Genomic DNA, 26,026 nt, shown 5'->3' with positions numbered 1-26,026 from the left:
GGACATCTCATGAAGTTCGTGGACGAAGCCTTCATCGACGTTGCTGCTGGCGACGGTGGCAACGGCTGTGTGTCGTTCCGCCATGAGAAGTACAAGGAATTCGGGGGGCCGAACGGCGGCGATGGTGGACGTGGCGGTCACGTGTTTGCCGTGGCCGATTCGAATCTCAACACGCTGGTCGACTTCCGGTTCTCGCGCCGCCATGAGGCCAAGCGCGGACAACACGGCATGGGCTCGGACATGTTCGGTGCCGCTGGCGACGACATCACCCTGAAGATGCCCGTCGGCACAATTATCTCGGACGCCGAGACGGGCGAGGTGCTCTACGAGTTGTTGACACCGGGCGAAATGATCACCATCGCGAAGGGTGGCGATGGCGGCTTCGGCAACATGCGCTTCAAGAGCGCTATCAATCGGGCGCCCCGCCAGAAGACCCCCGGTTGGCCTGGCGAAAAGAAGAACCTCAAGCTCGAGCTGAAGGTGCTGGCCGACGTAGGGCTGCTCGGAATGCCGAATGCCGGCAAGTCGACGCTCATCAGTGCGATTTCCAATGCGCGCCCACGCATCGCCGACTACCCGTTCACCACACTGCACCCGAATCTCGGCGTGGTGCGCGTCGGGCCGGAGCAAAGCTTCGTCGTTGCGGACCTACCCGGCTTGATCGAAGGCGCTTCCGAAGGCGCAGGCCTTGGGCACCTGTTCCTGCGCCATCTTCAGCGGACCCGGCTGCTGCTCCATGTGGTCGACCTGGCGCCGTTCGACGAGAGCGTTGATCCCGTCGCGCAGGCCAAGGCCATCGTCGGCGAACTCAAGAAGTACGACGCGGCGCTGTATGAGAAGCCGCGCTGGCTGGTCCTGAACAAGCTCGACATGGTGCCCACGGATGAGCGCTCCGCGCGCGTCAAGGACTTCGTCAAGCGGCAGCGCTTCAAGGGGCCGGTGTTCGAGATTTCGGCACTGACGCGCGAGGGCTGCGAGCCATTGGTCCAGGCCATCTACCAGCATGTCAAGGCAGAGCAGGTAGCCGAGCAGCCGCCGACGGAGATCGATCCGCGTTTTTCCTGAGCACCGGGCCATTCAATGGCGCTCCAGACAGCGATTCCTGCAGCACTCCACGACCGCAACAGGCTCAAATGACTTCCAGTAGTGGTTCCAGCGCCCTCCGTGATGCACGGCGCATCGTCGTCAAGGTCGGCTCCAGCCTTGTCACCAACGAAGGCCGTGGCCTCGACGAAAACGCCATAGGCGAATGGTGCCGACAACTCGCCACGCTGGTGCAGGATGGGCGCGAAGTGGTGATGGTGTCCAGCGGTGCCATTGCCGAGGGCATGAAGCGGCTGGGTTGGCGTGTACGCCCTCACGAGATCCATGAACTACAGGCGGCCGCCGCAGTCGGCCAGATGGGGCTGGCGCAGATCTACGAGACCAAGCTGCGTGAAAACGGCATCGGCAGCGCACAGGTGCTGCTAACGCACGCGGACCTCGCCGATCGTGAGCGTTACCTGAATGCGCGTTCCACGTTGGTCACCTTGCTCGCGCTCGGCGTCGTACCGGTGATCAACGAGAACGACACGGTCGTCAACGACGAAATCAAGTTCGGTGACAACGACACCCTGGGCGCACTGGTCGCCAATCTGGTCGAGGCCGATGCGCTGGTGATCCTGACCGATCAGAAGGGCCTTTTCACCGCCGACCCGCGCAAGGATCCCGACGCCCGCTTCGTCCATGAGGCGGCTGCGGGAGACCCGGCACTCGAAGCGATGGCAGGCGGTGCAGGCAGCAGCATCGGCCGCGGAGGCATGATCACGAAGATCCTCGCGGCCAAGCGCGCGGCAGGCTCCGGTGCATCGACAGTCATCGCCTGGGGACGCGAGCCGAACGCCCTGTTGCGTCTGACGAGAGGCGAACCCATCGGCACGCTGTTGATTGCCCAGACGGCCAAGCACCAGGCGCGCAAGCGCTGGATGGCCGATCATCTGCAGTTGCGAGGGGCGGTCCTGGTGGATGCAGGCGCTGCGACCAAGGTGCGCGGAGAGGGCAAGAGCCTGTTGCCGATCGGCATGACAGCCGTCGAAGGGGAGTTCTCGCGCGGCGACGTGATCGCCATTCGCGACGAGCGCGGCGCCGAACTGGGCCGAGGCCTGGCCAACTACTCGAGCGCCGAGGCGCGGATGTTGTGTCGCAAGCCGTCAACGGAGTTCGAGCGCCTGCTGGGATATGTCGCGGAGCCTGAAATGGTCCATCGCGACAACATGGTGCTGATGCCCGACAGTCGCTGACCTGCGTCCGAGGCGCCTACTCGACCTCTCGGATCGGATTCTTGAGTTGCCGGACCATATCGTTCACGGACAGGCGGGCAGAATGGCCGCGGCACAGCGCCTGCGAAGCCAATTCCTTGGCATACCGTGAGTTGAGGTCGTTGAAGCGCTTCCATTCCGCGTCCGAGACGTGATGCCAGGCTCCCTGGTTGAAGCGGGCGTACTGTTTCACCTCATCAGTCTCGCACCGGACGCCTTCGTAGAAGGCGTTGGTTCCACCGCCGGCCTTGTTGTTGGCCACGATCACATATCGGACGACACCGTCACGCGTCACGGAGATAGTGGTCGGATCGATGCCGTACTGGAGACTGAAATGGCGCGGCATCTCGATCGGGAGCAACTTCTTTTCGTCATAGGCAGGGGGAGGCGGAACTTCGCTTTCCTTCCATTCGCCGTCCTTGGCCGTGACGGTCGGCAGCGGCGGCGATCCGGCTTGCGCCCAGTCCTTGTTGTCGGTGTCCCTCGGTTGCGAACTGCAAGCAGCGAGCAAGCAGACGAAAGCGAGGGCGAGAGCACGCCTAGCGCTGCAGATGGAGAGGGTCGCTGGGGTCGGGCGCTGGATGAGAGGCATTGGGATTCGGGTCGAAACTTGCCCCGGGGGGCAACTCGAAATGGGATTCATGGCCTGCAGTCGGCGGATGGCGCTCGAATTCGCGAGCACGCACGTTGCTGCGCAGGAAGCGGTTGCGGAAATCCTGCCGAGGCAGGTAGCGGGCGAGTTCGGTCAGCGCCATCTCGTAGACGCCGCGCTTGAATTCGACCACGACGTCCAGCGGGACCCAATAGTCGTGCCAACGCCACGCGTCGAACTCCGGATGGTCGGTGGCACGCAGGTTCAGATCCCAGTCGTGACCGATCAATTGCAGCAGATACCAGATCTGCTTCTGGCCCTTGTAGTGGCCGCGTGCGTCACGGCGGATGAACCGATCCGGCACCTCGTAGCGCAACCAGTCACGGGTACGGGCCACGATGCGCACATGCTCCGGGTGGAGGCCTACTTCCTCGTGCAGTTCCCGGAACATCGCCTGCTCGGGACTTTCGCCGCGATCGATGCCGCCTTGCGGAAACTGCCAGGAATGGGTGCGAATGCGTTTACCCCAGAAAACCTGGTTTCTCTGGTTGAGCAGGATGATGCCGACGTTGGGCCTGAAGCCGTCCCGGTCGAGCATAATCAAACCCCAATTTTTTGAACTGAGTCGATTATGCATGCCGGGTTGCACACGGCAAGCGACCGTTCCAGGTCCTGTCAAGGCCTGCTCCCCAGCATCCGCTACCCGTACCCTCTGCCCGCGACCGATGAAAGCTTCCCGATTCTTTATCTCCACCCTCAAGGAAGCGCCGGCCGATGCCGAAGTCGCGAGCCATCGCCTCATGATGCGGGCCGGCATGATCAAGAAACTCGGCACCGGCATCTATACCTACATGCCGATGGGCCTGCGGGTGATCCGCAAGGTCGAGGCGATCGTCCGGGAGGAAATGGACCGTGCAGGTGCCGTCGAACTCGCCATGCCCGTGGTGCAGCCTGCCGAGATCTGGGAAGAAGCCGGCCGATTTCAGGCCTATGGGCCCGAACTCCTGCGCATCAAGGATCGGCATGATCGCTCCTTCGTCATCCAGCCGACCAGCGAAGAGGTCGTGACGGACATAGCGCGCCAGGAGATCCGCAGCTACAAGCAACTGCCGAAGAACTTCTACCAGATCCAGACCAAGTTCCGCGACGAACGCCGTCCGCGCTTCGGCCTGATGCGCGGGCGCGAGTTCATCATGAAGGACGCATACAGCTTCGATCGCGACCTCGATGCCGCGAAAGCCAGCTATCAGGTCATGGCCGATGCGTACCGCAAGATCTTCGACCGCTTCGGCCTCCGCTACCGGGCCGTCGCCGCGGATAGCGGCGCCATCGGTGGCGACGTGAGCCAGGAGTTCCAGGTGATCGCCGCGACCGGCGAGGACGCGATCGTCTACTGCCCCGACAGCGACTACGCTGCCAACATGGAGAAGGCCGAGGCGCTCGCACCAGCCGGTCCGCGAGGCACGGCCACCCAACCACTCGCGAAGACGCCGACGCCGGGCAAGAGCACCTGCGAAGACGTGGCCGCCCTGCTGGGCGTGCCGCTGTCGACCACCGTGAAGTCGCTGGTCCTCGCAACCGATGTCGTCGACGCAGCAGGCAACATCAGGGGCTCCGAGGTCTGGTTGCTGCTCGTTCGCGGCGACCACGACATGAACGAGATCAAGGTGAGCAAGGTGCCGGGGCTGGACAAGGGTTTCCGCTTCGCGACCATCACCGAGATCGAGGATCACTTCGGCTGCAAGCCCGGCTACCTTGGACCGCTCAACCTGAAGCAGTCCGTGAAGATCGTCGCTGATCGCGAGGTGGCCGTCATGGTCGACTGGATCACCGGCGCCAACGAGGTCGACTTCCACATGACCGGCGTCAACTGGGGCCGCGACCTGCCGGAACCCGACGCGGTGGCCGACATCCGGAACGTGGTGGCCGGCGATCGCTCTCCCGACGGCAAGGGCCTGCTGGCGATCGAGCGCGGCATCGAGGTCGGCCACGTCTTCGTGCTCGGCACCAAGTACAGCAAGCCCATGAATGCGACCTTTCTCGACGAAGCCGGCAAGCCCCAGTTCCTCGAAATGGGTTGCTACGGTATCGGCATCACCCGGCTGCCCGCTGCCGCCATCGAGCAGAACAACGATGAGCGCGGGATCATCTGGCCCGACGCGATCGCGCCGTTCACAGTCGTGGTCTGCCCCATCGGCATGGACCGTAGCGCCGAGGTCAAGTCCGCGGCGGAGGCGCTCTACGAGCAACTGCTCGCGGCCGGCGTCGACGTGCTGCTGGACGATCGCGGCGAGCGCCCGGGCGCCATGTTCGCCGACTGGGAACTGATCGGCGTACCGCACCGCGTCGTGATCTCTGACCGGGGCATCAAGGAAGGCCAGCTCGAATACCAGCACCGTCGCGACACCGCCGCGACCAAGGTGCCTGCGGCGGGCATCGCCGAATTCATTGCCGGCAAGCTGGCTCCGGCATGAGCTTGACGGCGACGCACGGGAGCGCGTCCGGCCTTTCGCGGCGACTGTGCCTTGGCAGTGTCGCGGCAGGCGTGGCGTCCCTGATGCTGCCCCGCAGCGCCCTGGCCGGCGCCCAGATCGAGGAACCGCTGATCGACTCGGTGCGTACCGCGTTGAGCTCGGCGATCCACAACAAGGCGCCCCCCGTGCCTGAGTTCGGCAGCACGGAGGCGCGGCTCGCCTACCTGCGCTGGCTGGGCGAGATGAGCGAGCGACTCAAGAAGAAGGTGCCTGACTGGCCGACGCGCAAGGAATTCCTGCAGACCGTCTGGTACGAGGCTCGCAGGTCCGGTCTGGACGTCAGCCTTGTGCTTGGCCTGGTTCAAGTGGAGAGCAACTTCCGCAAGTTCGCCGTCTCCAGCGCCGGCGCACGCGGCTACATGCAGGTGATGCCTTTCTGGACGCGCGTCATCGGCGACGGCGACCCGTCCAAGCTGTTCCACATGCAGACGAACCTCCGATTCGGCTGCGTGATCCTGAGGCACTACCTCGATCGCGAGCAGGGCGACCTCTTCATGACGCTCGGCCGCTACAACGGCAGCCGTGGCAAGGCGCCTTACCCCGACGCCGTCTTTGCCAACCATCGCCTTTGGGTGTTCAAGGATCGTCGGCTGGAGGATTGATCCTCAGCCCTTGGACACGGCGCCCACGCGCGTGACCATCACCTGGTCGATCCGAAAACTGTCGACGTCCATCACCTCGAAGGTATAGCCCGCCCAGGTCACGCTGTCGGTCCGTTTGGGCACGCGGCGCAGCATCACCATCAGGAAGCCGGCGAGCGTCTCGTATTCGTCGCCGTGGGGCAGCACATCGATGTCGAGTGCGCGCTGCACATCCTGGATGGGCGTCACGCCGTCGATCAGCCAGGAATTCTCGTCGCGCCTGACGATCTGTTGCTCCTCGTCTTGCGCGCCGACCAGGTCGCCCATCACCGTGCTCATCACGTCGTTGAGCGTGATCACGCCCACCACGAGGCTGTATTCGTTGACGATGATCGCAAAGTCCTCGTGCGCCTGCTGGAATTGCTCGAGGACCTCGGTCAGCGACAACCGGTCCGGGACGACCAGCGCCTTGTGCAGCGGCAGGCCCTGGGCGAAGGAGAGCGGCTGCCCGCTCAGCACGCGCTGGAACATGTCCTTGGCGTCGACATAGCCCAGCACATGGTCGATGTCGCCTTCGCAGACCGGGTAGGCCGAAAAGGGTTCGGCCACGATGCGCGCACGCAGGACCGACTCGGGGTCGTCCCGCAGGAACCATGCGATGCGGTCGCGTGACGTCATCACGCTGCTGACCAGCCGCGTATCGAGCTCGAAGACATTGGCGATCACCTGCTGCTCCCGCACGGCGAGCACGCCGGCGCGCGCGCCGGCTTCGGTCATGGCGAGGATGTCGGCCGAGGTGATCTTCTCGTCACGCTGGCTCGGCATGCCGAGCAGCTTGAACAGCAGGTCCGTGCAGGTCGTGAACAGCCAGACGAGCGGCTTGAAGGTGGTGATCAGGACCTGCATCGGTCCGACCATGCGCACGGCGAGCTTCTCCGGATTGCTCATGCCCAGTCGCTTGGGGAACAGGTCCGCGAACACGAGGAAGACCGCGATGATCGTGACAAACGACGCGAGGAAGGCGGCGTTCTGCGATGCCTCCACGCTGAGCCACATCTCGAAGAAGCGCGCGAAATAGGGACTGAGCGATCCTTCGCCGACGACGCCTCCCAGGATCGCCACCGCGTTGAGGCCGATCTGCACGACGGTGAAATAGTGGCCAGGCTGTTCCTGGATGCGCATCACCCGCTCCGCGCGTGCGTCACCTTCGTCCGCCATCTGGCGCAGGCGCAGGCGACGGGAAGCGGCCAGGGAGATTTCAGCAAGAGAGAAAAAGGCGCTCGTCGCGATCAGTGCAACGATGACCAGCAGGCTTTGAGTCAGGGTCATGGGTCGGTCGATGAAGACCGACATGGTGCCATGACCCGTGGGGCGCTTTCTATTGAACGAATCCGATGCGGCTTCGGGCGACGTTGGCGCGCGGGAGGTCGTCGACGCGAACCTCGTCGCGGCCGGCCAGGCGGGCGTTGCCGAAGCCGGTCATCAGCGCCCGGCGCATCTCGCGCGGTGCAAGTGTGGCCAGATGGTCGAGCACGTCGCCCGAAGGCTCTTCAGCCAGGAGCCGCCCCCAGTCGTGGTCGTTGCGAATCGAAAGGTAAAGCTGCCGCGCGATCTGGCGAGCAGCCTCGGGCGAGGGCGCCTCGATCTCGAACACGTTCATTCGGTTCAGGATGGGCTCCGGAATGCTGCGTTCGTCGTTCGCCGTCGTGATCCAGATCACCTGGCTGGCGTCGATGGGCACTTCGGCGAACTCGTCGACGAAGGCGTGCGCGGTGTCATGCTCGAGCAGGTTGTACAGCGCACCGAGCGGGTCGTACTGGCTGTCGGCGCCGGCCTTGTCGATCTCGTCGATCACCATCACCGGGTTCGCGTACTGACCGTCGACCAGTGCCTCGAACACCTTGCCGGGCTTGGCGCCCTTCCACTGCGAGGATGCGCCGGAGAGCAACCACCCCGCAGTCATCGAATTCATCGGCACCAGCGACATCCCCGTGCCGAGCAATTCGGCCAGCTTCTTCGCGAAATGCGTCTTGCCGATACCGGGCGGGCCGAGCAGCAGCATCGGCGTGACTTCGAGGCCGTCGCGGCTGTCCTGCGCGAGGGCGACATGGCGGCGGACGTCGTCGAGTACTTCGGTGAAGTTGGGCAACTGGGCGTAGAGCGCGGCCATCTCGGGAACGCCGCTGGGCTTGACCTGGAAGCGGTCGGGCCCACGTTCGAGCATGCGCTCGTAGGTGGTCCGCAAGTGTTCGTGGTCGCGGTCGGGGAGCTTGGCGAGCTTGCGTTCGACATCGTGTGTCTGGAACACGCTGCGTAGATTGGCCACCGGCAGCTGGAACGACGGCGACGCTGGGACGAGACTGCGGGAATCCATGGACACCTCCGGTTTCGAACACGCTTTGGACAGCATAAGCCGTGCCCGGGTTCGACAGGTGCCTACGTTTTCTCGCTTTCCAGGGTTTTGAAAATCTGTCGCGGCGCAGTCACACACCGCCGTGAGGATGGGTCGGATCGACCCAAAGCACCGACTCGGGCTTCTCGACCGGCTCGATGGCAAGGTTGACCGCCACCGCTTCTCCGTCGCTGCGGCAAAGCACGCACTCGAGCGCCTCCGTCTCGCTGGCGTTGATTTCCTGGTGCGGCACGTAGGGCGGCACATAGATGAAGTCGCCCGGACCGGCCTCGGCAGTGAACTCAAGACGCTCGCCCCAGCGCATGCGGGCACGTCCCCGCACAACGTAGATCACCGATTCGAGATGACCGTGATGATGGGCACCAGTCTTGGCGTTGGCATGGATGGTCACCGTGCCGGCCCAGAGCTTCTGCGCACCGACCCGCGCGAAGTTGATCGCAGCAGCCCGGTTCATGCCCGGCGTCTGCGCCGTGTTGGTATCGAGCTGATTGCCCGGGATCACCCGCACCCCGTCGTGCTTCCACGCGCCTTCGTCATGCGCGCGCCCATGGTCGCCGTGATCGTGGCTCATGGTCTGGCGGCAGGGAGGGTCAGGCGGGGTTGGCGTTGAGCATTTGCTGCAACTCCCCGGATTCGTACATCTCCATCAGGATGTCCGAACCGCCGACGAACTCGCCCTTCACGTAGAGCTGGGGGATGGTCGGCCAGTTGCTGTATTCCTTGATGCCCTGGCGGATGGCGTCGTCTTCCAGCACATTGACGGTCTTCAGTGTTCGCGTGTCGACACCCACGGCCTTGAGGATCTGGATCGCGCGGCCGGAGAAACCGCACATCGGGAAACTCGCGTTGCCTTTCATGAAGAGCACGAGGTCGTTGGTCTTGACGAGGTCGTCAATGCGTTGCTGGGCTTCGGACATGGGGGACTCCTGGAAATTGGGCTGCGCGGATTATTTCACCGTGCGCCAGATTCCGCCTGAGCACCGCGCGATGCCGGCAAGGTCGTCGCGGCTTTGGGCTTCGGAGAAGCCTCGGTCCGTCAGCAGACGGCGTACCGCGCCGGCCTGGTCGTAGCCGTGTTCGAGCATCAGCCAGCCGCCATCCGCCAGATGCGCCGGTGCCGCCCGGACGATGCGACGGATGTCGTCGAGACCATCGGCGCCGGATACGAGCGCCTGGAGCGGTTCGTGGCGGAGTGCCGGCAAATGGGAGTCGCCGGTAGCGATGTAGGGCGGATTCGAGGCGATCAGGTCGTAACCCGTGTCGGCGCCGCCCAGCCAGTCGGCCTCCACGAAGCGCACGGGCAGCCCGAGCCGGGCGGCGTTGGCGCTCGCGACGGCCAGTGCGTCGGCGCTGGCGTCGACGGCCGTGACGTGGGCGTCCGGGCGCGCATGCTGGATTGCCAGCGCGATCGCGCCGCTGCCGGTGCCGAGGTCCAGCACCGAGGGGGACTTGCGGCCGTCCAGGCAGTGCAGTGCCCACTCGACCAGCGTTTCCGTATCCGGCCGAGGTACCAGCACCCGCCGGTCGACCTGCAGTCCGAGCCCGTGGAATTCCTTTTCGCCGACCAGGTAGGCCACCGGTTCGCCTGTCGCGCGTCGGGCGCAGAGCTGTGCGAATGCGGGCCACACCTCGTCCGCCAGCGCGTCCGTGTCATGCGCCAGCAGCCATGCCCGCTCGTTCGATGCACGACCTAGTACATGCAACAGCAGCAGCTGGGCGTCGAGGCGATCGACCCCCAGGGCCGTCGCCGCGGCCAGCATCCGGGCCGGGGTCGAAGGCGAGTGCGTGTCCGAGGATGTCACGCCGGCAGACTGGCTTCGAGCTCCGCCAACTGCTCGGCCTCGCGCGCCGATTGCAGCGCCGCCAGCACGTCGCCCAAGTCGCCTTCCATGATGGCCAGCAGCTTGTAGAGCGTGAGGTTGATGCGATGGTCCGTGAGCCGGCCTTGCGGGAAGTTGTAGGTACGGATGCGGTCGCTCCGGTCGCCGCTGCCGATCAGTCCCTTGCGCAGTGCAGCATCCTTGGCCGCGCGTTCGCTGCGGTCCTTCTCCTGGATGCGCGCCGACAACACCTGCATGGCCTTGGCCTTGTTGCGGTGCTGGCTTCGGTCGTCCTGGCATTCAGCGACGATCCCCGTGGGAATGTGCGTGATGCGCACGGCCGAATCGGTCTTGTTGATGTGCTGCCCACCCGCGCCGCTCGCCCGGTAGGTGTCGATTCGCAGGTCGGCCGGATTGATCTGTACCGCCTGCGTCTCGTCGGGCTCGGCCAGTACGGCGACCGTGCAGGCGCTGGTGTGGATGCGCCCCTGCGTCTCGGTGGCGGGCACGCGTTGCACGCGGTGGCCGCCGGATTCGAAGCGAAGCTTGCCGAACACCTCGTCGCCCACGATGCGCACTACCACTTCCTTGTAGCCGCCGAGTTCGCTCTCGCTCTCGCTCACGATCTCGCAGCGCAAGCCGGCGCGTTCGGCATAGCGTGTGTACATCCGCAGGAGATCGCCGGCGAAGAGCGCTGACTCGTCACCGCCCGTGCCGGCGCGGATTTCGAGGAAGGCGTTGCGCGCGTCGTCCGGGTCCTTGGGCAGGAGCAAGCGCTGGAGCTCGTCTTCGAGCTGGACGAGCTCAGCCTCGGCACCGGCGATTTCTTCCTGCGCCATCTCGGCCATCTCGGGCTCGTCGAGCATCTCTCGCGCGCCGGCGAGATCGGCCTCTCGCTGCACGTATCGGTGGTAGCGGCCGGCGATCTGCGTGACCTCCGCATGCTCGCGCGAGATGGTGCGGTACTGCGCCATGTCGGACATGATGTCTTCCCGCGAAAGCAGGAAGTCCAGTTCGCCGAGGCGTTGCGCGTAGCGCTCGAGTTGGTGACGCAGGAATGGTTTCACGAGGGCGATGGAATGGCGAAAGGGGCGGACCGCAGGGGTGCGGCAAATGCTGGATGGCGGCAGCGCCGCCGGAGCGACGGGCGTCGCTAGGACTCTTTGCGTTGGTCGCCGCGGAGATCGGTCCGGAGGAAGAGGCGCGAGATCGCCTGCGCCGTATGTTCGCGCGCGGTGGCGTCCCCGGCATGCAGCTCGGCCATGGCGCCGTGCAGCATCTTCTGCGTGAGGCCGCGGGAGAGCGCTTCCAGCACGGCGTCGACGCTTTCGCCCTTGGCGAGCAGCTTGCGGGCGCGCGCCAGTTCGGTGGCGCGCCATTCGTCGGTCTGCGCGTTGAGCTGGCGGATCAGCGGCACGGTACCGCGCTGGTCCAGCCAGTGCATGAAGCTCTGCACACCGGCGTCGATGATCACTTCGGCCTGTGCAACGGCCGCCTGCCGGTGGGCGTGACCCTGCTGCACGACCTGCGCGAGATCGTCGACCGTGTAGAGGTAGACGTCTTCCAGTGCCTTGACTTCGGGCTCGATGTCGCGCGGCACGGCGAGATCGACCATGAACATCGGCCGGTGCTTGCGAAGCTTGAGCGCGCGTTCCACGGCGCCGAGGCCGATCAGCGGCAATGTGCTCGCGGTGCAGCTCACGACGATGTCGAACTCGGCGAGCCGTGCCGGCAAGTCGGCGAGCCGCATGGCCTCGCCGCCGAAGCGGGACGCCAGTTTCTCGCCGCGCTCGAGCGTGCGGTTGGCAATGACGATGGACTTGGGCTGCTTCGCGGCGAAATGAGTGACCGCGAGGTCGATCATCTCGCCGGCACCGACGAACAGCACGCGCGTGCGTTGCAGGTCTTCGAAGAGCTGGCCGGCCAGTCGAACGGCCGCCGCCGCCATGCTGATGGAGTGCGCGCCGATCTCGGTGGCCGTGCGAACTTCCTTGGCCACGGCGAAGGAGCGCTGGAACAACTGGTTCAGCGTGCTGCCCAGCGCACCCGCGGTCTCGGCGGCGCGGATGGCGTCCTTCATCTGCCCGAGGATCTGGGCTTCGCCCAACACCATCGAATCGAGGCCGCTGGCCACACGGAAGGCGTGACGTGCCGCCTGGTCGTCATGCAGCGCATAGGCGTGCGATCGGAGGAGGGCCGGGGCGACGCCGCCGCTTTGGGCCAGCCAGTCGACCGTGTGGTCGAGTGCCTGGTGGTCGGCGGCGCAGTAGATCTCGGTGCGGTTGCAGGTCGAGATGATCGCGGCCTCCACGGAAGGGTGCCGGTTGGACCCGAACGAGTGCCGCAAACTATGCAGTGTCGGGGCGATCTGATCGATGGCGAACGCAAAACGACCACGCAGGTCGAGCGGCGCGGTCGTGTGGTTCAAGCCAAGGGCCCAGACTGACATAGCCGCTGATTATAAAATCAGCAGCCCGCAGACGGCTCGCCGTCCGAAAAATGGCTGTGGCCATGGCGGCGATCACCCCGGTTGCCCGTTGCGCAACGTTTCCCATGGCCCCGCTGGACCTCCTCGACCACCTTCTCAATTTCGTTGCTCCCGCGTTCGCGGTCGGCTTCCTGTGTGCCATCCTGGGCCGATTCGCGATGCGGCGGTCGCCCAAGGCCCCTGGCTGGTGGGCGCAGGGCGCTATCAATTTCGTAGTTGGTGTTGCCGTGCTGGCAGCCGGCCTGCTCGTCTTCGGACGCGACGGGATAATGGCCACCTACGTCGCCCTCGTGGTCGCGTGCGCAACCAGCCAGTGGCTGATCGCAGGAGCTTGGCGCGGCTAGGACGCCATGATGGGGCCCACCGGGCCGGGGGCCGCGGCGGGCGGCGCGGCAGGCGTTCCCGGCACGGGCGGAACGCCCGGATAGGCCGCCAACGGCATGTCGGCCGCTAGCAGGCCATCCAGCATCGAGAAGAGAACATCGCTGCGAACCCCGCCAGCCAGGCGCGGGCTCTGCACGTAGCCGATCGCCTGGAAGATCAGGACGCCCACCTCGATGCCTTCAAGCGTGACGGTCGGCGCCGGTGTCGGCAATACGCCCGGATGATTGGCGAACGCCGCGAGCATCACATCGCGCGCACGGCTGGCATTGGTAGTCAGCGGCATCGGCAAGCGGATGAGAACCCGGCCCTCGGCGTTCGCAAGCGTCATGTTGCGCACGGTCTTCGTGATGAACTCCGAATTCGGCACGATCAGCGTCGAGCGGTCGCCGAGCTGGATTTCCGTCGCGCGCACGTTGATGCGCCGCACATCCCCTTCCGCAGTGCCCAGCACCACCCAGTCGCCCACCTTGACCGGCCGCTCCGCGAGCAGGATCAGCCCCGAGATGAAGTTCTGCACGATGGCCTGCAAGCCGAAGCCGATACCGACCGACAGCGCACTCGCCACCCAGGCGATGCGTTCGATGCCGATGCCCAGTGCCGAGAGTGTGAATGCGACCACCACGATGCCGCCGACATAGCCGAGCAGGGTGGTGATCGAACTCTGCATGCCGGGCTCGAGCGCCGTGTTCGGCAAAAAGCGCCCCGCCAGCCAGCGCTTGACGATGCGCAGAGCGACGAAGCCGCCGACCAGGACGGTCACCGCGCTGAAGATCGCCCCCGGCACGAGCTGGAGTTCCCCGACCTTGACGCCCGTGGCGAACTTCCCGCTACGCAGGAACACCTCTCCCGGGCTCGTGCCCAGGGGGGCTGCCAGCGCAATCACCATGTAGAAGAACAGCGCCACGCGACTCAGGCCGGACAGCGCCACCGCCGCCTGATCCAGGGTGCGCGATTCCAGTCCGAAGCTGGCCTGCATTCGCTGTCCGAAATTGCTCCGCGAAGACACCACGGCCATGAACAGGTCGTCGGCGAACTTGAACAGCACATAGAACGCCGACACCACGATGCACGTCCAGTTGAGCTGGCTCGCCAGGAAGCTCGCCAACGCGACATAGCCGATGGCCACCAGGACCCAGATCACGACCAGCGCGAGCGCGACTACTCCCAGCAGGATGCCCACCCAGAGCGGCCGTTCCTCGACTTCCGTCGCCGCAGTCGCGTCGGAAGCGGGCGGCTTGACGCCTTCGACCGGTGCGGCAACGGGTTCGCGCAGCCGCAGCAGCATCGCACCGATCATGATGGTGAGGGTCAGGGCCGTCATCACATGAGCGCCGACCACAGCGGCAAAACTGGCGTCCACCACCGCGTTCACCTGCGACGTTGCCCACGCCATCGTCCCGACCAGCGCCATCAGCCACGGGAAGGGCGCCAGGCGCAAGGCCATGCCGTCCGGGATCGGCGGCAGGCGCCACGTCGGCCTGCCGTTGGACAGCAAGGCGCGTCCGAGGCCGACCACGAACGCGATGAAGATGCTGGACTGCACGACGGCCTGGCCGAGCTTGCGGGTTTGCGCGCCCCAGATCCCATGGGCGTCGAAAGTCGCATAGACGCCCTGCGCCGCCAACCCGACCAGCAGGACGTTGGTCGTGACGATCGCGATCACCAGCAGCGAACGCCGAAGACGCCCCCCCGGCAGGACGCGCGCGGCCAGTTGCGTCAATGTCCGCTCGGCAGCCCAGTTACCCAGCAACGCGACCAGCAAGGCCACCACGATACTGATCAATACAGCCGAGACATGGGCCGGTTGTCGCGCGACGTCGAGGCCCTTCTTCAGTTCGGCACCGAGATCCCGCAGGCGTTCGGTGTCGGAGGGCCAGGCGTCGGCGATGTCGCTCCAGAACTCCATGCCGAGGGGCGACCGTGAGCGTTCGGTCAGCTGGGCCTCGAAGACGGCCCGGCGCTTGGCCAGAAGGTCGCTGGCCCGTTGCTGGGCGTCCACTGTCACGAGCCGTGCGAGCCGGATGTCGGCATCGATCTCGTTGCGCTCCTTGGTCAGCGCATCGCGGCGACGGGTGATGTCGGGGTTCTCGGCTGCCGCGCCGGCGGCCGGGGCGGCACCCAGTTCTCCCAGTCGTGCGTTGAGGTCGTTGAGCTCTCCCGTGCGCGAGACGATGAACTTGTCGACGGCGGCGCTGAGGTCCCGCAGCTTTGCGATTGGGACTGTGACGTTCTCGTCGCTCTCGACGCTTTTCGGAATGCTGTCGAGACGGGCCCGCAAGGCGGCGACGCTGGGGGCGACTTCGGGCGAAGTTCCCTGGGCGAACGCGGGGCCGCAAAGCATTGCAGCAAGCAGCACGGCCGCGAGACGTTGGAGCCAAGTCATGACTTCATCATAAAAGGGCCCGATGCTGCGGCGAAACGGTGCGCCTGCAGGCTCAGCTCGCCGGGGCGAACCTGTCGACGCGGTCGGTGATGATCCCGTCGGTGCCGAGTGCGACCAGGTGCCGGACGGCCCAGTCGTCGTTCACCGTGTAGCTCAGCGCGCGCATGTCGGCCGCGTGCACTTGCGCGACGGTGGCCGCGTCCCACAGCGCGTAGTTGCAGACGATCGCCGCGCAGCCGAGTTGGGTGGCCGTGTCGAGCCACCCGTCCCACAGTGTGTCGAGCAGCAGCCCGCGCGGCAGTTCGGGTTGCGTTGCCAGCGCGCCGCGCAGCGAGTCCGGCGCGAACGATGTCAGGAAGGGCGACGGAAGGGACGCGCCAGTCCACAGTTGTGCTGCTTGCCGTGCCACCGCCTCGCCGGTCACGCGCTCCAGCCCGGGCGTGGGCTTGATCTCGATATTGAGTGCATGGCTGTTGGCGATGCAGAAGCGGATCAGCCCTTCAAGACTGGCCAGCGGCTCGCCCGCATAGCGGCGCGAATGCCAGGCGCCCGCATCGAGGCGGGAAAGTTTTGCCCAGGGTTGATCGCCCGCAATACCGTGGCCGTTGCTTGTGCGCTCGAGCGTGCTGTCATGCAGGAGAAAAGGCACGCCATCCGCGCTGAGCTTGGCGTCGCATTCGAACATGCGGTAGCCGAATTCCGCGCCGAGCCGGAAGGCGGCCAGCGTGTTCTCGGGCGCGAGCTTGCCGGCGCCGCGATGCGCGATCCAGCGCGGATAGGGCCAATCGGACGCTGTCACCTGCGTGCTCATGTCGTGCGCTTGCCGGAACCGGCGTCGAACCAGTGCAGCTTGTCCTGGCGCGCGGCGATCTTGACCGTGTCACCCGGGACGGGCGGCGGCTGGCCCTCGTCCATCCGCATGATCACCGGCTCCTCGCCGATGCGGCCATAGACCAGCCGCTCCGCGCCGAGCAACTCGACGTGCTCGACTTGCACCGACCAGCCGCTCGCATCAAGCGTCATGTGCTCCGGACGAATGCCCAGGATCGTGCCCGGCCGCACCCCGGGCGCGTGCCTCAGCAGATTCATCGGCGGCGATCCGATGAAGCTCGCGACGAAGGTGGTCGCGGGCCGCGAATACACGTCCTCCGGGGTGCCGAACTGGTCCATCACGCCTGCGTTCATCACGATGATGCGCTGAGCCAGCGTCATGGCCTCGACCTGGTCGTGCGTCACGAAGAGAGAGGTAATGCCGAGCTCGCGATGGAGTTTCTGGATCTCCAGCCGCGTCTGCGCGCGCAGCTTGGCATCGAGATTCGACAGCGGCTCGTCGAACAGGAACACCTGCGGCTGACGCACGATCGCGCGACCCATCGCCACGCGCTGGCGCTGTCCGCCGGACAGTTCGCGCGGCTTGCGTGCCAGCAGATGGCCGAGCTCCAGGATCTTGGCTGCCTTGTCGACGCGCGTCTTGATCTCCGGCACCGGCACCCTGGCGATCTTCAGCCCGTAGGCCATGTTGTCGAACACCGTCATGTGCGGGTAGAGCGCGTAGTTCTGGAACACCATCGCGATGTCGCGCTCGGCCGGTTCGAGGTTGTTCACCACGCGGTCGCCGATGCGGATCTCGCCCGCGCTGATTTCCTCCAGGCCCGCGACCATGCGCAGCAGCGTGGACTTGCCGCAGCCCGAAGGCCCGACGATGACGATGAATTCGTGGTCGGCGATCTCGGCGCTGACACCGTGGATGACCTGGTTTGCCTTCGGCCCATGGCCGTAGCGCTTGATGACGTTGCGAAGTGAAAGAGCTGCCATGTTCTTGTTGTCCGTTACTTTTCCGTATCCACCAGGCCCTTGACGAACCACTTCTGCATGAGGATGACCACCACGGTCGGCGGCAGCATGGCGAGAAGCGCAGTGGCCATCACGATGTTCCATTCGTTCTGTCCGTCGCCCCCGGCGATCATCCGCTTGATGCCGATCACCACCGGATACATGTCCTCGCTCGTGGTCGCGAGCAGCGGCCAGAGGTACTGGTTCCAGCCGTAGATGAACTGGATCACGAAGAGCGCGGCGATCGAGGTCTTCGACAAAGGCACCAGGATGTCCCAGAAGAAGCGCATCGGCCCCGCGCCGTCCATGCGGGCGGCTTCGATGAGTTCGTCGGGCACGGTCAGGAAGAACTGCCGGAACAGGAAGGTGGCCGTCGCCGACGCAATCAGCGGGATGGTCAGGCCGGCGTAGCTGTTGAGCATGCCGAGGTCCGAGACGACCTGGTAGGTCGGCCCGATCCGCACTTCGACCGGCAGCATCAGCGTGATGAAGATCGCCCAGAAGCACAGGCTCTTGAACGGAAAGCGGAAGTACACGACCGCGAATGCCGACAGCAGCGAAATCGCGATCTTCCCGAAGGTGATGACGAGCGCCGTCACGAGGCTCACCCACATCATCCGTGCCACCGGTGCGAGGGACCCGGCGCCAGCGGTGCGGCCAAACAAGGCGGACTTGTAGGTTTCCCAGAAGTGTCCCCCCGGAAGGAGCGGCATCGGCGCCTGCACGATCTCCTGCGCCGTGTGCGTCGATGCCACGAACGCCAGGTAGAGCGGAAAGGCGACGATCAGCACGCCGAAGATCACCACGGCGTGCGCCAGGATGCCAAGGGAAGGATTGCGCTCAACCATGCCGGATTTCTCCAGGAATCCCGCGGAGCCGGCTTTGCAGGGCCGCTGGGGTTGCCCCCGGAAGGGGGGTGGCGGCCACACGAAGTGGGCAAGCCTGGGGGTGAGCTCTCATCAGTAGTTCACTTTCTTTTCCACGTATCGAAACTGAACCACCGTCAGCACGATGACGATCGCCATCAGGACCACCGACTGCGCGGCCGAGCCGCCCAGGTCCATCGCCTTGAAGCCGTCGTGATAGACCTTGTAGACCAGGATGCGGGTGGCCGTCCCCGGGCCGCCCTGGGTCGCCGTATCGACGATCGCGAAGGTGTCGAAGAAGGCGTACACCACATTGATCACCAGGAGGAAGAAGGTGGTCGGCGAGAGCAGGGGGAACTGCACGGTCCAGAAGCGCCGCCACGGCCGCGCGCCGTCGATCGCGGCCGCCTCGATCAGCGATTTCGGAATCGACTGGAGGCCTGCGAGGAAGAAGAGGAAGTTGTACGAGATCTGCTTCCAGACCGCCGCCATCACGATCAGCGTCATGGCGTGCTTCGAATTGAGCAGGTGGTTCCAGTCGATGCCGATCTTGCCGAGCCCGTAGGCGATCACGCCCAGCGACGGCGAGAACATGAAGACCCACAGCACCGCGGCCACGGCGGGCGCCACGGCGTACGGCACGATCAGCAGCGTCTGGTAGATCATCGCGCCGCGCACGATGCGGTCGGCGAACACGGCCAGCAGCAGCGAGAGGCCGAGGCCGATGCCGGCGACCAGGATCGAGAAGAGGGCCGTCGTTTCGAAGGACTCGACGTAGGCTGGATCGTTGAACAGTTCCCTGAAGTTCTGCAAGCCGACCCACTCGGTCGAGGTGCCGAAGGCGTCCTGTACCTGCATCGATTGCATCAGCGCCTGGCTCGCGGGCCAGAAGAAGAACACGATGATGACGATGAGCTGCGGCGTGAGCAGCGCCCAGGGCAGCCAACCCGAGCGAAAGACGACGCGTTTTTCCATGAGCGATACCGAATAGAAGACCGCCCCCCTGATAACAATTCCGCCCCGGCTGCACTGCAGGCGGGGCGGTGGATGTTAGCTCGGCAGGGGCGGCCCGAGCCGCGATGAATGCGTCAGCTCTTGTTTGCTTTCTGGAAGCGTTCCAGCTGTTCGTTGCCGCGCGTCACGATGGCGTCGAGTGCCTCCTTGGCCGTCTTCTTGCCGCTCCAGACCTGTTCGAGTTCCTCGTCCTCGATCGCGCGGATCTGCACGTAGTTGCCCAGGCGGATGCCGCGGCTCTTGTCGGTCACCTTGCGGATCATCTGCGTCACGGCGACGTCGGTACCCGGATGCTCCTTGTAGAAGCCGGACTTGTCGGTCAGCTGGTAGGCGGCAGTCGTGATCGGCAGGTAGCCGGTGCGCTTGTGGCTGGCGGACTGGACCTCAGGTGTGGAGATGAAGCTGAAGAACTTGGCAATGCCACGGTATTCCTCGGACTTCTTGCCTGCCATCACCCAGAGGCTGGCACCGCCGATGACCGTGTTCTGCGGTGCGCCGGGAACGTCGGGGTAGTAGGGCAGCGCGGTCAGGCCATAGGCGAACTTGGCGTTTTTCGCCACGTTGCCGTAGAAGCCGGAAGAGGTGGCGATCATGGCGCATTCGCCGGAGACGAAGGACGCCTCGGGCACGTTGGAGCGGCCCTTGTAGACGAACAGGCCCTGCTTGGCCATGCTTGCGAGGTTCTCGATGTGGCGTTGGTGCAGGGGCGAATCGACCTTCAGGCGAGCATCCAGGCCCGTGAGGCCATTGTTCTTCGTGGCGAACTCGACGTTGTGCCAGGCCGAGAAGCTCTCGAGTTGGGTCCAGTTCTGCCAAGCCGTCGTGAACGGGCACTTGTGGCCGCTGGCCTTGAGCTTCGCGGCTGCTGCGACCACTTCGGGCCAGGTGGCGGGCGCCTTGTCGGTCGGCAGGCCGGCCGCCTTGAATGCATCCTTGTTGAAATAGAAGATCGTGGTCGAGCTGTTGAACGGGAAGCTCAACATCTGGCCACTGGGCGCCGTGTAGTAGCCGGCGACCGCGGGGATGTAGGCGGCTGGATCGAACTTCTCGCCGGCGTCCTTCATGACCTTGCCCACCGGCACGATGGCACCCTTGCTGGCCATCATCGTCGCGGTGCCCACTTCGAACACCTGCAGGATGTGCGGCGCATTGCCGGCACGGAACGCGGCGATGGCGGCAGTCATGGATTCGTCGTACTGGCCCTTGTAGGTCGGCACGATCTTGAATTCCTTCTGGCTCTCGTTGAACTGCTTCGCCAGGTCATTGACCCATTCGCCGTTCACGGCGGTCATGGAATGCCACCATTGGATTTCGGTTTGCGCGAACGCGGGGGTGAACAGCGTCGCGGCCAATGCCGAGGCCATGGCGAGCGTCTTGAATCGCATGAAAACTCCTGAGGGGGGAAACAAAAGCGCGGATGCTAGGTCACGTGTATGACACGACAGCGTCACAATATTTTCGCGCGGGCGCATGCTTCCCCAACCGGGGGAAACCCTTTTTGGTGCGCTGTTCGAGCCGACCCTGCGTCCTGCATGCTGCGGCGCACCATGCTAGCATCCTCCTCCCCTTTTTTCGGCTCTGCCTCCTGGGTTCTGGCGGGCCTTCCGGACGCGCATGAGCAAGACTTCCCTCGACAAAAGCAAGATCAAGTTCCTCCTGCTGGAAGGCATCCATCCTTCGGCGGTCGAGGTGTTGCACGCAGCGGGCTATACGAACGTCGAATCGCTCTCCGGTGCGTTGCCGGATGCCGAACTCAAGGCGCGGATCGCCGATGTGCACTTCCTGGGCATCCGGTCGCGCACGCAGTTGACGGCCGAGGTCTTCGCCGAGGCGAACAAGCTGGTGGCCGTGGGGTGCTTCTGCATCGGCACCAACCAGGTCGATCTCGATGCGGCGCGCGAGCATGGCATCGTGGTCTTCAACGCCCCCTATTCGAATACGCGCTCGGTCGCTGAACTGGTGCTGGCCGAGGCCATCCTCTTGCTCCGCGGCGTGCCCGAGAAAAGCGCGGTCGCGCATCGCGGCGGCTGGCTCAAGTCGGCCGACAACGCCTTCGAGATCCGCGGCAAGACGCTGGGCATCGTGGGCTACGGTTCCATCGGCGCGCAGCTCTCGGTGCTGGCCGAGGCGCTGGGCATGCAAGTGGCGTTCTTCGATGTAGTGACCAAGCTCCCCCTGGGCAACGCGCGCCAGGTCCGGCTCCTGCCCGACCTGCTGGCACAGAGCGACATCGTGAGCCTGCACGTGCCGGAGACGCAGGCCACGCAATGGATGATCGGCGCGAAGGAGATCGCGGCGATGAAGCCCGGTGCCATCCTGATCAATGCATCGCGCGGCACCGTGGTCGAGATCGAGGCCTTGGCCGCGGCCCTGAAAGAGCAGAAGCTGCTAGGCGCCGCGATCGACGTGTTCCCGGTCGAGCCGCGCAGCAACAAGGACGAATTCCAGTCGCCCTTGCGCGGGCTGGACAATGTGATCCTCACGCCGCACATCGGCGGGTCGACCATGGAGGCGCAGGCCAACATCGGGCTGGAAGTGGCCGAGAAGCTCGTGAAGTACAGCGACAACGGGACCTCGACCTCGTCCGTCAACTTCCCCGAGGTGGCGCTGCCCGCGCATCCCGGCAAGCATCGGCTGCTGCACATCCACCGGAACGTGCCGGGCGTCCTGTCCGAGATCAACAGGATCTTCTCGGACAACAACATCAACATCTCCTCGCAGTACCTGCAGACCAACGAGAAGGTGGGCTACGTGGTGACCGACATCGATGCCGCCTCGTCCGACCTTGCCCTGGAGAAGCTGGCCAAGGTACCGGGCACCATCCGCAGCCGCGTCCTGTTCTGACCCTCCGGCAGGCCCCGCGGGCCTGCCTTAAAATTCACGCCCCTGGTTGATGGGCGCGCAGCGCCCGACCGAGGCCACTCCCCGATGAATGCTCCGACCGCGTTGACGGCGTTGTTGTCGCAGGCCGCAGAGCCTGTGCGATTGCGTGAGATCCCCTACAACTACACCAGCTTCTCCGATCGCGAGATCGTGATTCGCCTGCTGGGCGAGCGCGGCTGGGAACTCCTCCAGATCCTGCGCTCGGAGCGCCGCACCGGCCGATCGGCCCGCATGCTCTATGAAGTGCTGGGCGACATCTGGGTCGTGCAGCGCAATCCCTATCTCGTCGACGACCTGCTGGACAACCCGCGCCGACGCGGCCAACTGGTGGATGCGCTCAATCACCGCCTGACCGAAGTGCAGAAGCGCCGCACGCCGGACACCGACGCCCAGCGCGACCTGCTGGTCGGCGAGCTGACCGGGCTCGTGGCCCGGGCAATCTCGGCCTTCGACACGATGTTCCGGGACGTCGCCGCTCTGCGGCGCAAGGCCACGCGCACGCTGCGCCGGCTCACTGCCAAGGACAACATCAAGTTCGACGGTCTCTCGCGTGTGTCGCACGTGACCGACGCGACGGACTGGCGCGTCGAATACCCGTTCGTGGTGCTCACGCCCGATACCGAGGCCGAGATGGCCGGACTGGTCAAGGGCTGCATCGAGCTGGGCCTCACCATCATTCCGCGCGGAGGCGGCACCGGCTACACGGGCGGAGCGATCCCGCTGACCTGGAACAGCGTCGTCATCAACACCGAGAAGCTCGAGGCGATGACCGAGGTCGAGATGATCCCGTTGCCCGGCCTGGAGAATCCTGTCCCGACGATCTGGACCGAAGCCGGCGTCGTGACGCAGCGCGTCGCCGATGCGGCCGAGCGCGCGGGCTTCGTGTTCGCCGTGGATCCCACGTCGGCAGAGGCCTCGTGCGTGGGCGGCAACGTCGCCATGAATGCCGGCGGCAAGAAGGCGGTGCTCTGGGGCACGGCGCTCGACAACCTCGCGTCCTGGCGCATGGTGACGCCGCAGGCCGAGTGGCTGGAAGTCACTCGCGTCGGCCACAACCTCGGCAAGATCCACGACGCCGAAAGCGCCGTGTTCGAACTACAGTATTTCGCCGCGGACGGCAAGACCGCATTGCGTGCCGAACGGCTGGAGATTCCCGGCAAGACCTTCCGCAAGGAAGGCCTCGGCAAGGACGTGACCGACAAGTTCCTGTCGGGCCTGCCCGGCATCCAGAAGGAGGGCTGCGACGGCCTCATCACGAGCGCGCGCTGGATCGTGCACCGCATGCCGGCGCACACGCGCACGGTCTGCCTGGAGTTCTTCGGCAATGCGAAGGATGCGGTGCCGAGCATTGTCGAGATCAAGGACTTCATGTTTGCCGAACAGAAGCGCTCCGGCGTGCTTCTGGCGGGGCTTGAGCACTTGGACGACCGCTACCTCAAGGCGGTGGGCTACGCGACGAAATCGAAGAAGCACGGCGGCCTGCCGAAGATGGTGCTGTTCGGCGACATCGCGGGCGACGATGCCGACGCCGTCGCGCGCGTGACGTCCGAGGTGGTGCGCATCGCCAATTCGCGCAGCGGCGAAGGCTTCATCGCCATCAGCCCCGAGGCGCGGAAGAAGTTCTGGCTCGACCGCAAGCGCACGGCCGCCATCAGCAAGCACACCAACGCCTTCAAGATCAACGAGGACGTGGTGATCCCGTTGCCGCGCATGGCCGAGTACACGGACGGCATCGAGCGCATCAACATCGAGCTCTCGCTGCAGAACAAGATCGCGCTGGCCGACGAACTCGAGGCCTTTCTCGCGCGCGGCAATTTGCCGCTGGGCAAGAGCGACGATGCCAACGACATCCCGTCGGCCGAACTGCTGGAAGACCGCGTGGCGCAAGCCATCGCGCTGGTGCGCGAAGTGCGCACGCTGTGGCAGGGATGGCTCGACAACGTCGACGCGCTGTTCCCGCAACTGCAGGATCATTCGCTGCGCGCAAGCTGGAAGACGCAGATTCGCGCGCCGCTGGCGACCATCTTCTCGGGTGCCGAATTCGCGCCGATCCTCACCGAATGCAACGAGGTCCACAAGCGCGTGCTCAAGGGCCGCGTGTGGGTCGCACTGCACATGCATGCGGGTGACGGCAACGTGCACACCAACATTCCGGTCAACAGCGACAACTACGAGATGCTGCAGTCCGCGCACGCGGCGGTCGCACGCATCATGGTGCTGGCGCGCAGCCTCGACGGCGTGATCTCGGGCGAGCACGGCATCGGCATCACCAAGTTGGAATTCCTGAGCGACGAGGAACTGCAACCCTTCACCGACTACAAGCGCCGGGTCGACCCGGAAGGCCGGTTCAACAAGGGCAAGCTGCTGCGCAGCAACGAGCACCTCGCGCAGGACGGGCGCGCGCTGCACGCGGACCTGACCAATGCCTACACGCCGAGCTTCGGCCTGATGGGGCACGAGTCGATCATCATGCAACAGAGCGACATCGGCGCCATCGCCGACAGCGTCAAGGACTGCCTGCGCTGCGGCAAGTGCAAGCCGGTCTGCGCCACCCATGTGCCGCGCGCCAATCTGCTCTACTCGCCGCGCAACAAGATCCTCGCGACCTCGCTGCTGGTCGAGGCCTTCCTCTACGAGGAGCAGACCCGGCGCGGCGTGAGCATCAAGCACTGGGAAGAGTTCGAGGACGTGGCCGACCATTGCACGGTCTGCCACAAGTGCCTCTCGCCGTGCCCAGTCAAGATCGACTTCGGCGACGTGTCGATGAACATGCGCAACCTGCTGCGCAAGATGGGGCGGAAGTCCTTCCGGCCTGGCAACGCGGCGGCGATGTTCTTCCTCAACGCGACCAACCCGCAGACCATCAAGATGATGCGCACTGGCATGGTCGACATCGGCTTCAAGGCGCAGCGCCTGGCCAACGACCTGCTGCGCGGCCTCGCGAAGAAGCAGACCGCCGCGCCCCCGGCCACGCTCGGTCCTGCGCCGGTCAAGGAGCAGGTGATTCACTTCATCAACAAGAAGATGCCCGGTGGATTGCCCAAGAAGACGGCGCGCGCGCTGCTCGACATCGAGGATGCGGACTACGTGCCGATCATCCGCGACCCGAAGACCACCACGCCAGAGACCGAGGCGGTGTTCTATTTCCCCGGCTGTGGCTCGGAGCGGCTCTTCTCGCAGGTGGGCCTCGCCACACAGGCCATGCTGTGGCACGCGGGCGTGCAGACCGTGCTCCCGCCTGGCTACCTCTGCTGCGGCTATCCACAGCGCGGCAGCGGCCAGTACGACAAGGCCGAGAAGATGATCACCGACAACCGCGTGCTCTTCCACCGCGTCGCCAACACGCTGAACTACCTCGACATCAAGACCGTGGTGGTGAGCTGCGGTACCTGCTATGACCAGTTGCAGGGTTATCAATTCGACAAGATCTTCCCGGGCTGCCGGATCATCGACATCCACGAGTACCTGCTGGAGAAGGGCATCACGCTGGGCGACGCGGGCGGTGGCGGCTACCTCTACCACGACCCCTGCCACACACCGATGAAGCTGCAGGACCCGATGAAGACGGTCAAGGCACTGGTCGGCGACAACGTGCTCAAGAACGACCGCTGCTGCGGCGAGTCCGGCACGCTGGGCGTGACGCGGCCGGACATCTCGACGCAGATCCGCTTTCGCAAGGAAGAAGAGCTCCGCAAGGGAGAGGCCGCGCTGCGCGACGCCGGCAAGGTGGCGCCGTCGGACAACGTCAAGATCCTGACGAGCTGCCCGAGCTGCCTGCAGGGCCTGAGCCGCTACGGCAACGACCTGAACAACGGCCTGCTCGAAGCCGACTACATCGTGGTCGAGATGGCGAACAGGATTCTCGGCCAGGACTGGATGCCCGAGTACGTGGCGGCTGCCAACCAGGGCGGCATCGAAAGAGTGCTGGTATGACGGCC

22 protein-coding genes are annotated in these 26,026 nt (G+C 65.2%); 7 read left to right on the top strand and 15 right to left on the bottom strand.

Features of this window, described 5'->3' with window-relative positions:
* Window positions 1-9 precede the first annotated feature (9 nt).
* Both cgtA and proB read left to right on the top strand, forming a co-directional pair.
* Window positions 10-1,065 carry an Obg family GTPase CgtA gene (gene cgtA / locus AC1D3B_RS08595; RefSeq protein ID WP_478190232.1) on the top strand — a complete coding sequence of 352 codons (1,056 nt, stop codon included), beginning with the start codon at window positions 10-12 and terminating at the stop codon, window positions 1,063-1,065.
* Between the two features lie 68 nt (window positions 1,066-1,133).
* Window positions 1,134-2,279 carry a glutamate 5-kinase gene (gene proB, locus AC1D3B_RS08590; protein ID WP_478190231.1) on the top strand — a complete coding sequence of 382 codons (1,146 nt, stop codon included), beginning with the start codon at window positions 1,134-1,136 and terminating at the stop codon, window positions 2,277-2,279.
* A gap of 16 nt (window positions 2,280-2,295) precedes the next feature.
* On the opposite strand, the gene AC1D3B_RS08585 is transcribed toward proB, so the two are convergent.
* Both AC1D3B_RS08585 and AC1D3B_RS08580 read right to left on the bottom strand, forming a co-directional pair.
* On the bottom strand, window positions 2,296-2,808 hold the full coding sequence (locus AC1D3B_RS08585; RefSeq protein WP_478190230.1) for a CNP1-like family protein: 513 nt from the start codon (window positions 2,806-2,808) through the stop codon (window positions 2,296-2,298).
* Between the two features lie 28 nt (window positions 2,809-2,836).
* Window positions 2,837-3,487 (bottom strand): RNA pyrophosphohydrolase, encoded by a 651-nt coding sequence (locus AC1D3B_RS08580; RefSeq protein WP_478190375.1) that lies wholly within the window; start codon window positions 3,485-3,487, stop codon window positions 2,837-2,839.
* 127 nt (window positions 3,488-3,614) lie between these two features.
* On the opposite strand from AC1D3B_RS08580, the gene AC1D3B_RS08575 reads away from it, so the two are divergent.
* Both AC1D3B_RS08575 and AC1D3B_RS08570 read left to right on the top strand, forming a co-directional pair.
* On the top strand, window positions 3,615-5,363 hold the full coding sequence (locus AC1D3B_RS08575; protein ID WP_478190229.1) for a proline--tRNA ligase: 1,749 nt from the start codon (window positions 3,615-3,617) through the stop codon (window positions 5,361-5,363).
* The gene (locus AC1D3B_RS08570; RefSeq protein WP_478190228.1) at window positions 5,360-6,025 is read left to right on the top strand and encodes a lytic transglycosylase domain-containing protein; all 666 of its coding nucleotides are present in this window, start codon (window positions 5,360-5,362) and stop codon (window positions 6,023-6,025) included. Before AC1D3B_RS08575 ends, AC1D3B_RS08570 begins: the two co-directional genes overlap by 4 nt.
* 3 nt (window positions 6,026-6,028) lie before the next feature.
* Here the strand turns inward: AC1D3B_RS08570 and paeA are convergent, their stop codons facing one another.
* The 7 genes from paeA to hemA all read right to left on the bottom strand — a co-directional run bounded on the left by paeA (window position 6,029) and on the right by hemA (window position 12,686).
* Window positions 6,029-7,333 (bottom strand): polyamine export protein PaeA, encoded by a 1,305-nt coding sequence (gene paeA / locus AC1D3B_RS08565; protein WP_478190227.1) that lies wholly within the window; start codon window positions 7,331-7,333, stop codon window positions 6,029-6,031.
* Between the two features lie 49 nt (window positions 7,334-7,382).
* Window positions 7,383-8,378, bottom strand: a complete 996-nt coding sequence (locus AC1D3B_RS08560; protein WP_478190226.1) for an AAA family ATPase — start codon at window positions 8,376-8,378, stop codon at window positions 7,383-7,385.
* Window positions 8,379-8,487: 109 nt separating this feature from the next.
* Window positions 8,488-8,988, bottom strand: a complete 501-nt coding sequence (locus AC1D3B_RS08555; RefSeq protein ID WP_478190225.1) for a cupin domain-containing protein — start codon at window positions 8,986-8,988, stop codon at window positions 8,488-8,490.
* 19 nt (window positions 8,989-9,007) lie between these two features.
* Window positions 9,008-9,334: a Grx4 family monothiol glutaredoxin gene (gene grxD, locus AC1D3B_RS08550; protein ID WP_478190224.1), complete on the bottom strand. Its 327-nt coding sequence runs from the start codon at window positions 9,332-9,334 to the stop codon at window positions 9,008-9,010.
* 30 nt (window positions 9,335-9,364) lie between these two features.
* Window positions 9,365-10,177: a peptide chain release factor N(5)-glutamine methyltransferase gene (gene prmC, locus AC1D3B_RS08545; protein ID WP_478190374.1), complete on the bottom strand. Its 813-nt coding sequence runs from the start codon at window positions 10,175-10,177 to the stop codon at window positions 9,365-9,367.
* 38 nt (window positions 10,178-10,215) lie between these two features.
* Window positions 10,216-11,304, bottom strand: a complete 1,089-nt coding sequence (prfA, locus tag AC1D3B_RS08540; protein ID WP_478190223.1) for a peptide chain release factor 1 — start codon at window positions 11,302-11,304, stop codon at window positions 10,216-10,218.
* Between the two features lie 86 nt (window positions 11,305-11,390).
* Window positions 11,391-12,686, bottom strand: a complete 1,296-nt coding sequence (gene hemA / locus AC1D3B_RS08535) for a glutamyl-tRNA reductase (protein ID WP_478190222.1) — start codon at window positions 12,684-12,686, stop codon at window positions 11,391-11,393.
* 104 nt (window positions 12,687-12,790) lie between these two features.
* Between hemA and AC1D3B_RS08530 the strand changes: the two genes are divergently transcribed.
* The gene (locus AC1D3B_RS08530; protein ID WP_478190373.1) at window positions 12,791-13,069 is read left to right on the top strand and encodes a hypothetical protein; all 279 of its coding nucleotides are present in this window, start codon (window positions 12,791-12,793) and stop codon (window positions 13,067-13,069) included.
* On the opposite strand, the gene AC1D3B_RS08525 is transcribed toward AC1D3B_RS08530, so the two are convergent.
* The 6 genes from AC1D3B_RS08525 to ugpB form a co-directional block, all read right to left on the bottom strand.
* Window positions 13,066-15,492, bottom strand: a complete 2,427-nt coding sequence (locus AC1D3B_RS08525) for a DUF3772 domain-containing protein (RefSeq protein WP_478190221.1) — start codon at window positions 15,490-15,492, stop codon at window positions 13,066-13,068. The genes AC1D3B_RS08530 and AC1D3B_RS08525 overlap by 4 nt on opposite strands.
* A gap of 52 nt (window positions 15,493-15,544) precedes the next feature.
* Complete coding sequence (gene ugpQ, locus AC1D3B_RS08520; RefSeq protein ID WP_478190220.1) at window positions 15,545-16,303, bottom strand: glycerophosphodiester phosphodiesterase; 759 nt, start codon at window positions 16,301-16,303, stop codon at window positions 15,545-15,547.
* Window positions 16,300-17,307, bottom strand: coding sequence for a sn-glycerol-3-phosphate ABC transporter ATP-binding protein UgpC (gene ugpC / locus AC1D3B_RS08515; protein ID WP_478190219.1), 1,008 nt, complete (start codon window positions 17,305-17,307; stop codon window positions 16,300-16,302). Before ugpC ends, ugpQ begins: the two co-directional genes overlap by 4 nt.
* 14 nt (window positions 17,308-17,321) lie before the next feature.
* Window positions 17,322-18,173: a sn-glycerol-3-phosphate ABC transporter permease UgpE gene (ugpE, locus tag AC1D3B_RS08510; protein ID WP_478190218.1), complete on the bottom strand. Its 852-nt coding sequence runs from the start codon at window positions 18,171-18,173 to the stop codon at window positions 17,322-17,324.
* A gap of 111 nt (window positions 18,174-18,284) precedes the next feature.
* Window positions 18,285-19,166, bottom strand: coding sequence for a sn-glycerol-3-phosphate ABC transporter permease UgpA (ugpA, locus tag AC1D3B_RS08505; RefSeq protein ID WP_478190217.1), 882 nt, complete (start codon window positions 19,164-19,166; stop codon window positions 18,285-18,287).
* Window positions 19,167-19,279: 113 nt separating this feature from the next.
* Window positions 19,280-20,590, bottom strand: coding sequence for a sn-glycerol-3-phosphate ABC transporter substrate-binding protein UgpB (ugpB, locus tag AC1D3B_RS08500; RefSeq protein ID WP_478190216.1), 1,311 nt, complete (start codon window positions 20,588-20,590; stop codon window positions 19,280-19,282).
* Window positions 20,591-20,819: 229 nt separating this feature from the next.
* Between ugpB and serA the strand changes: the two genes are divergently transcribed.
* Together serA and AC1D3B_RS08490 are read left to right on the top strand one after the other, a co-directional pair.
* On the top strand, window positions 20,820-22,049 hold the full coding sequence (gene serA / locus AC1D3B_RS08495) for a phosphoglycerate dehydrogenase (protein ID WP_478190215.1): 1,230 nt from the start codon (window positions 20,820-20,822) through the stop codon (window positions 22,047-22,049).
* A gap of 84 nt (window positions 22,050-22,133) precedes the next feature.
* A complete protein-coding gene (locus AC1D3B_RS08490; RefSeq protein ID WP_478190214.1) occupies window positions 22,134-26,021 on the top strand; it encodes a DUF3683 domain-containing protein in 3,888 nt (1,295 codons plus the stop codon).
* Window positions 26,022-26,026 lie beyond the last annotated feature (5 nt).

It is taken from the genome of Variovorax sp. P5_A3 (assembly GCF_056400665.1).
This window is presented reverse-complemented; position numbering and strand designations above follow the sequence as displayed.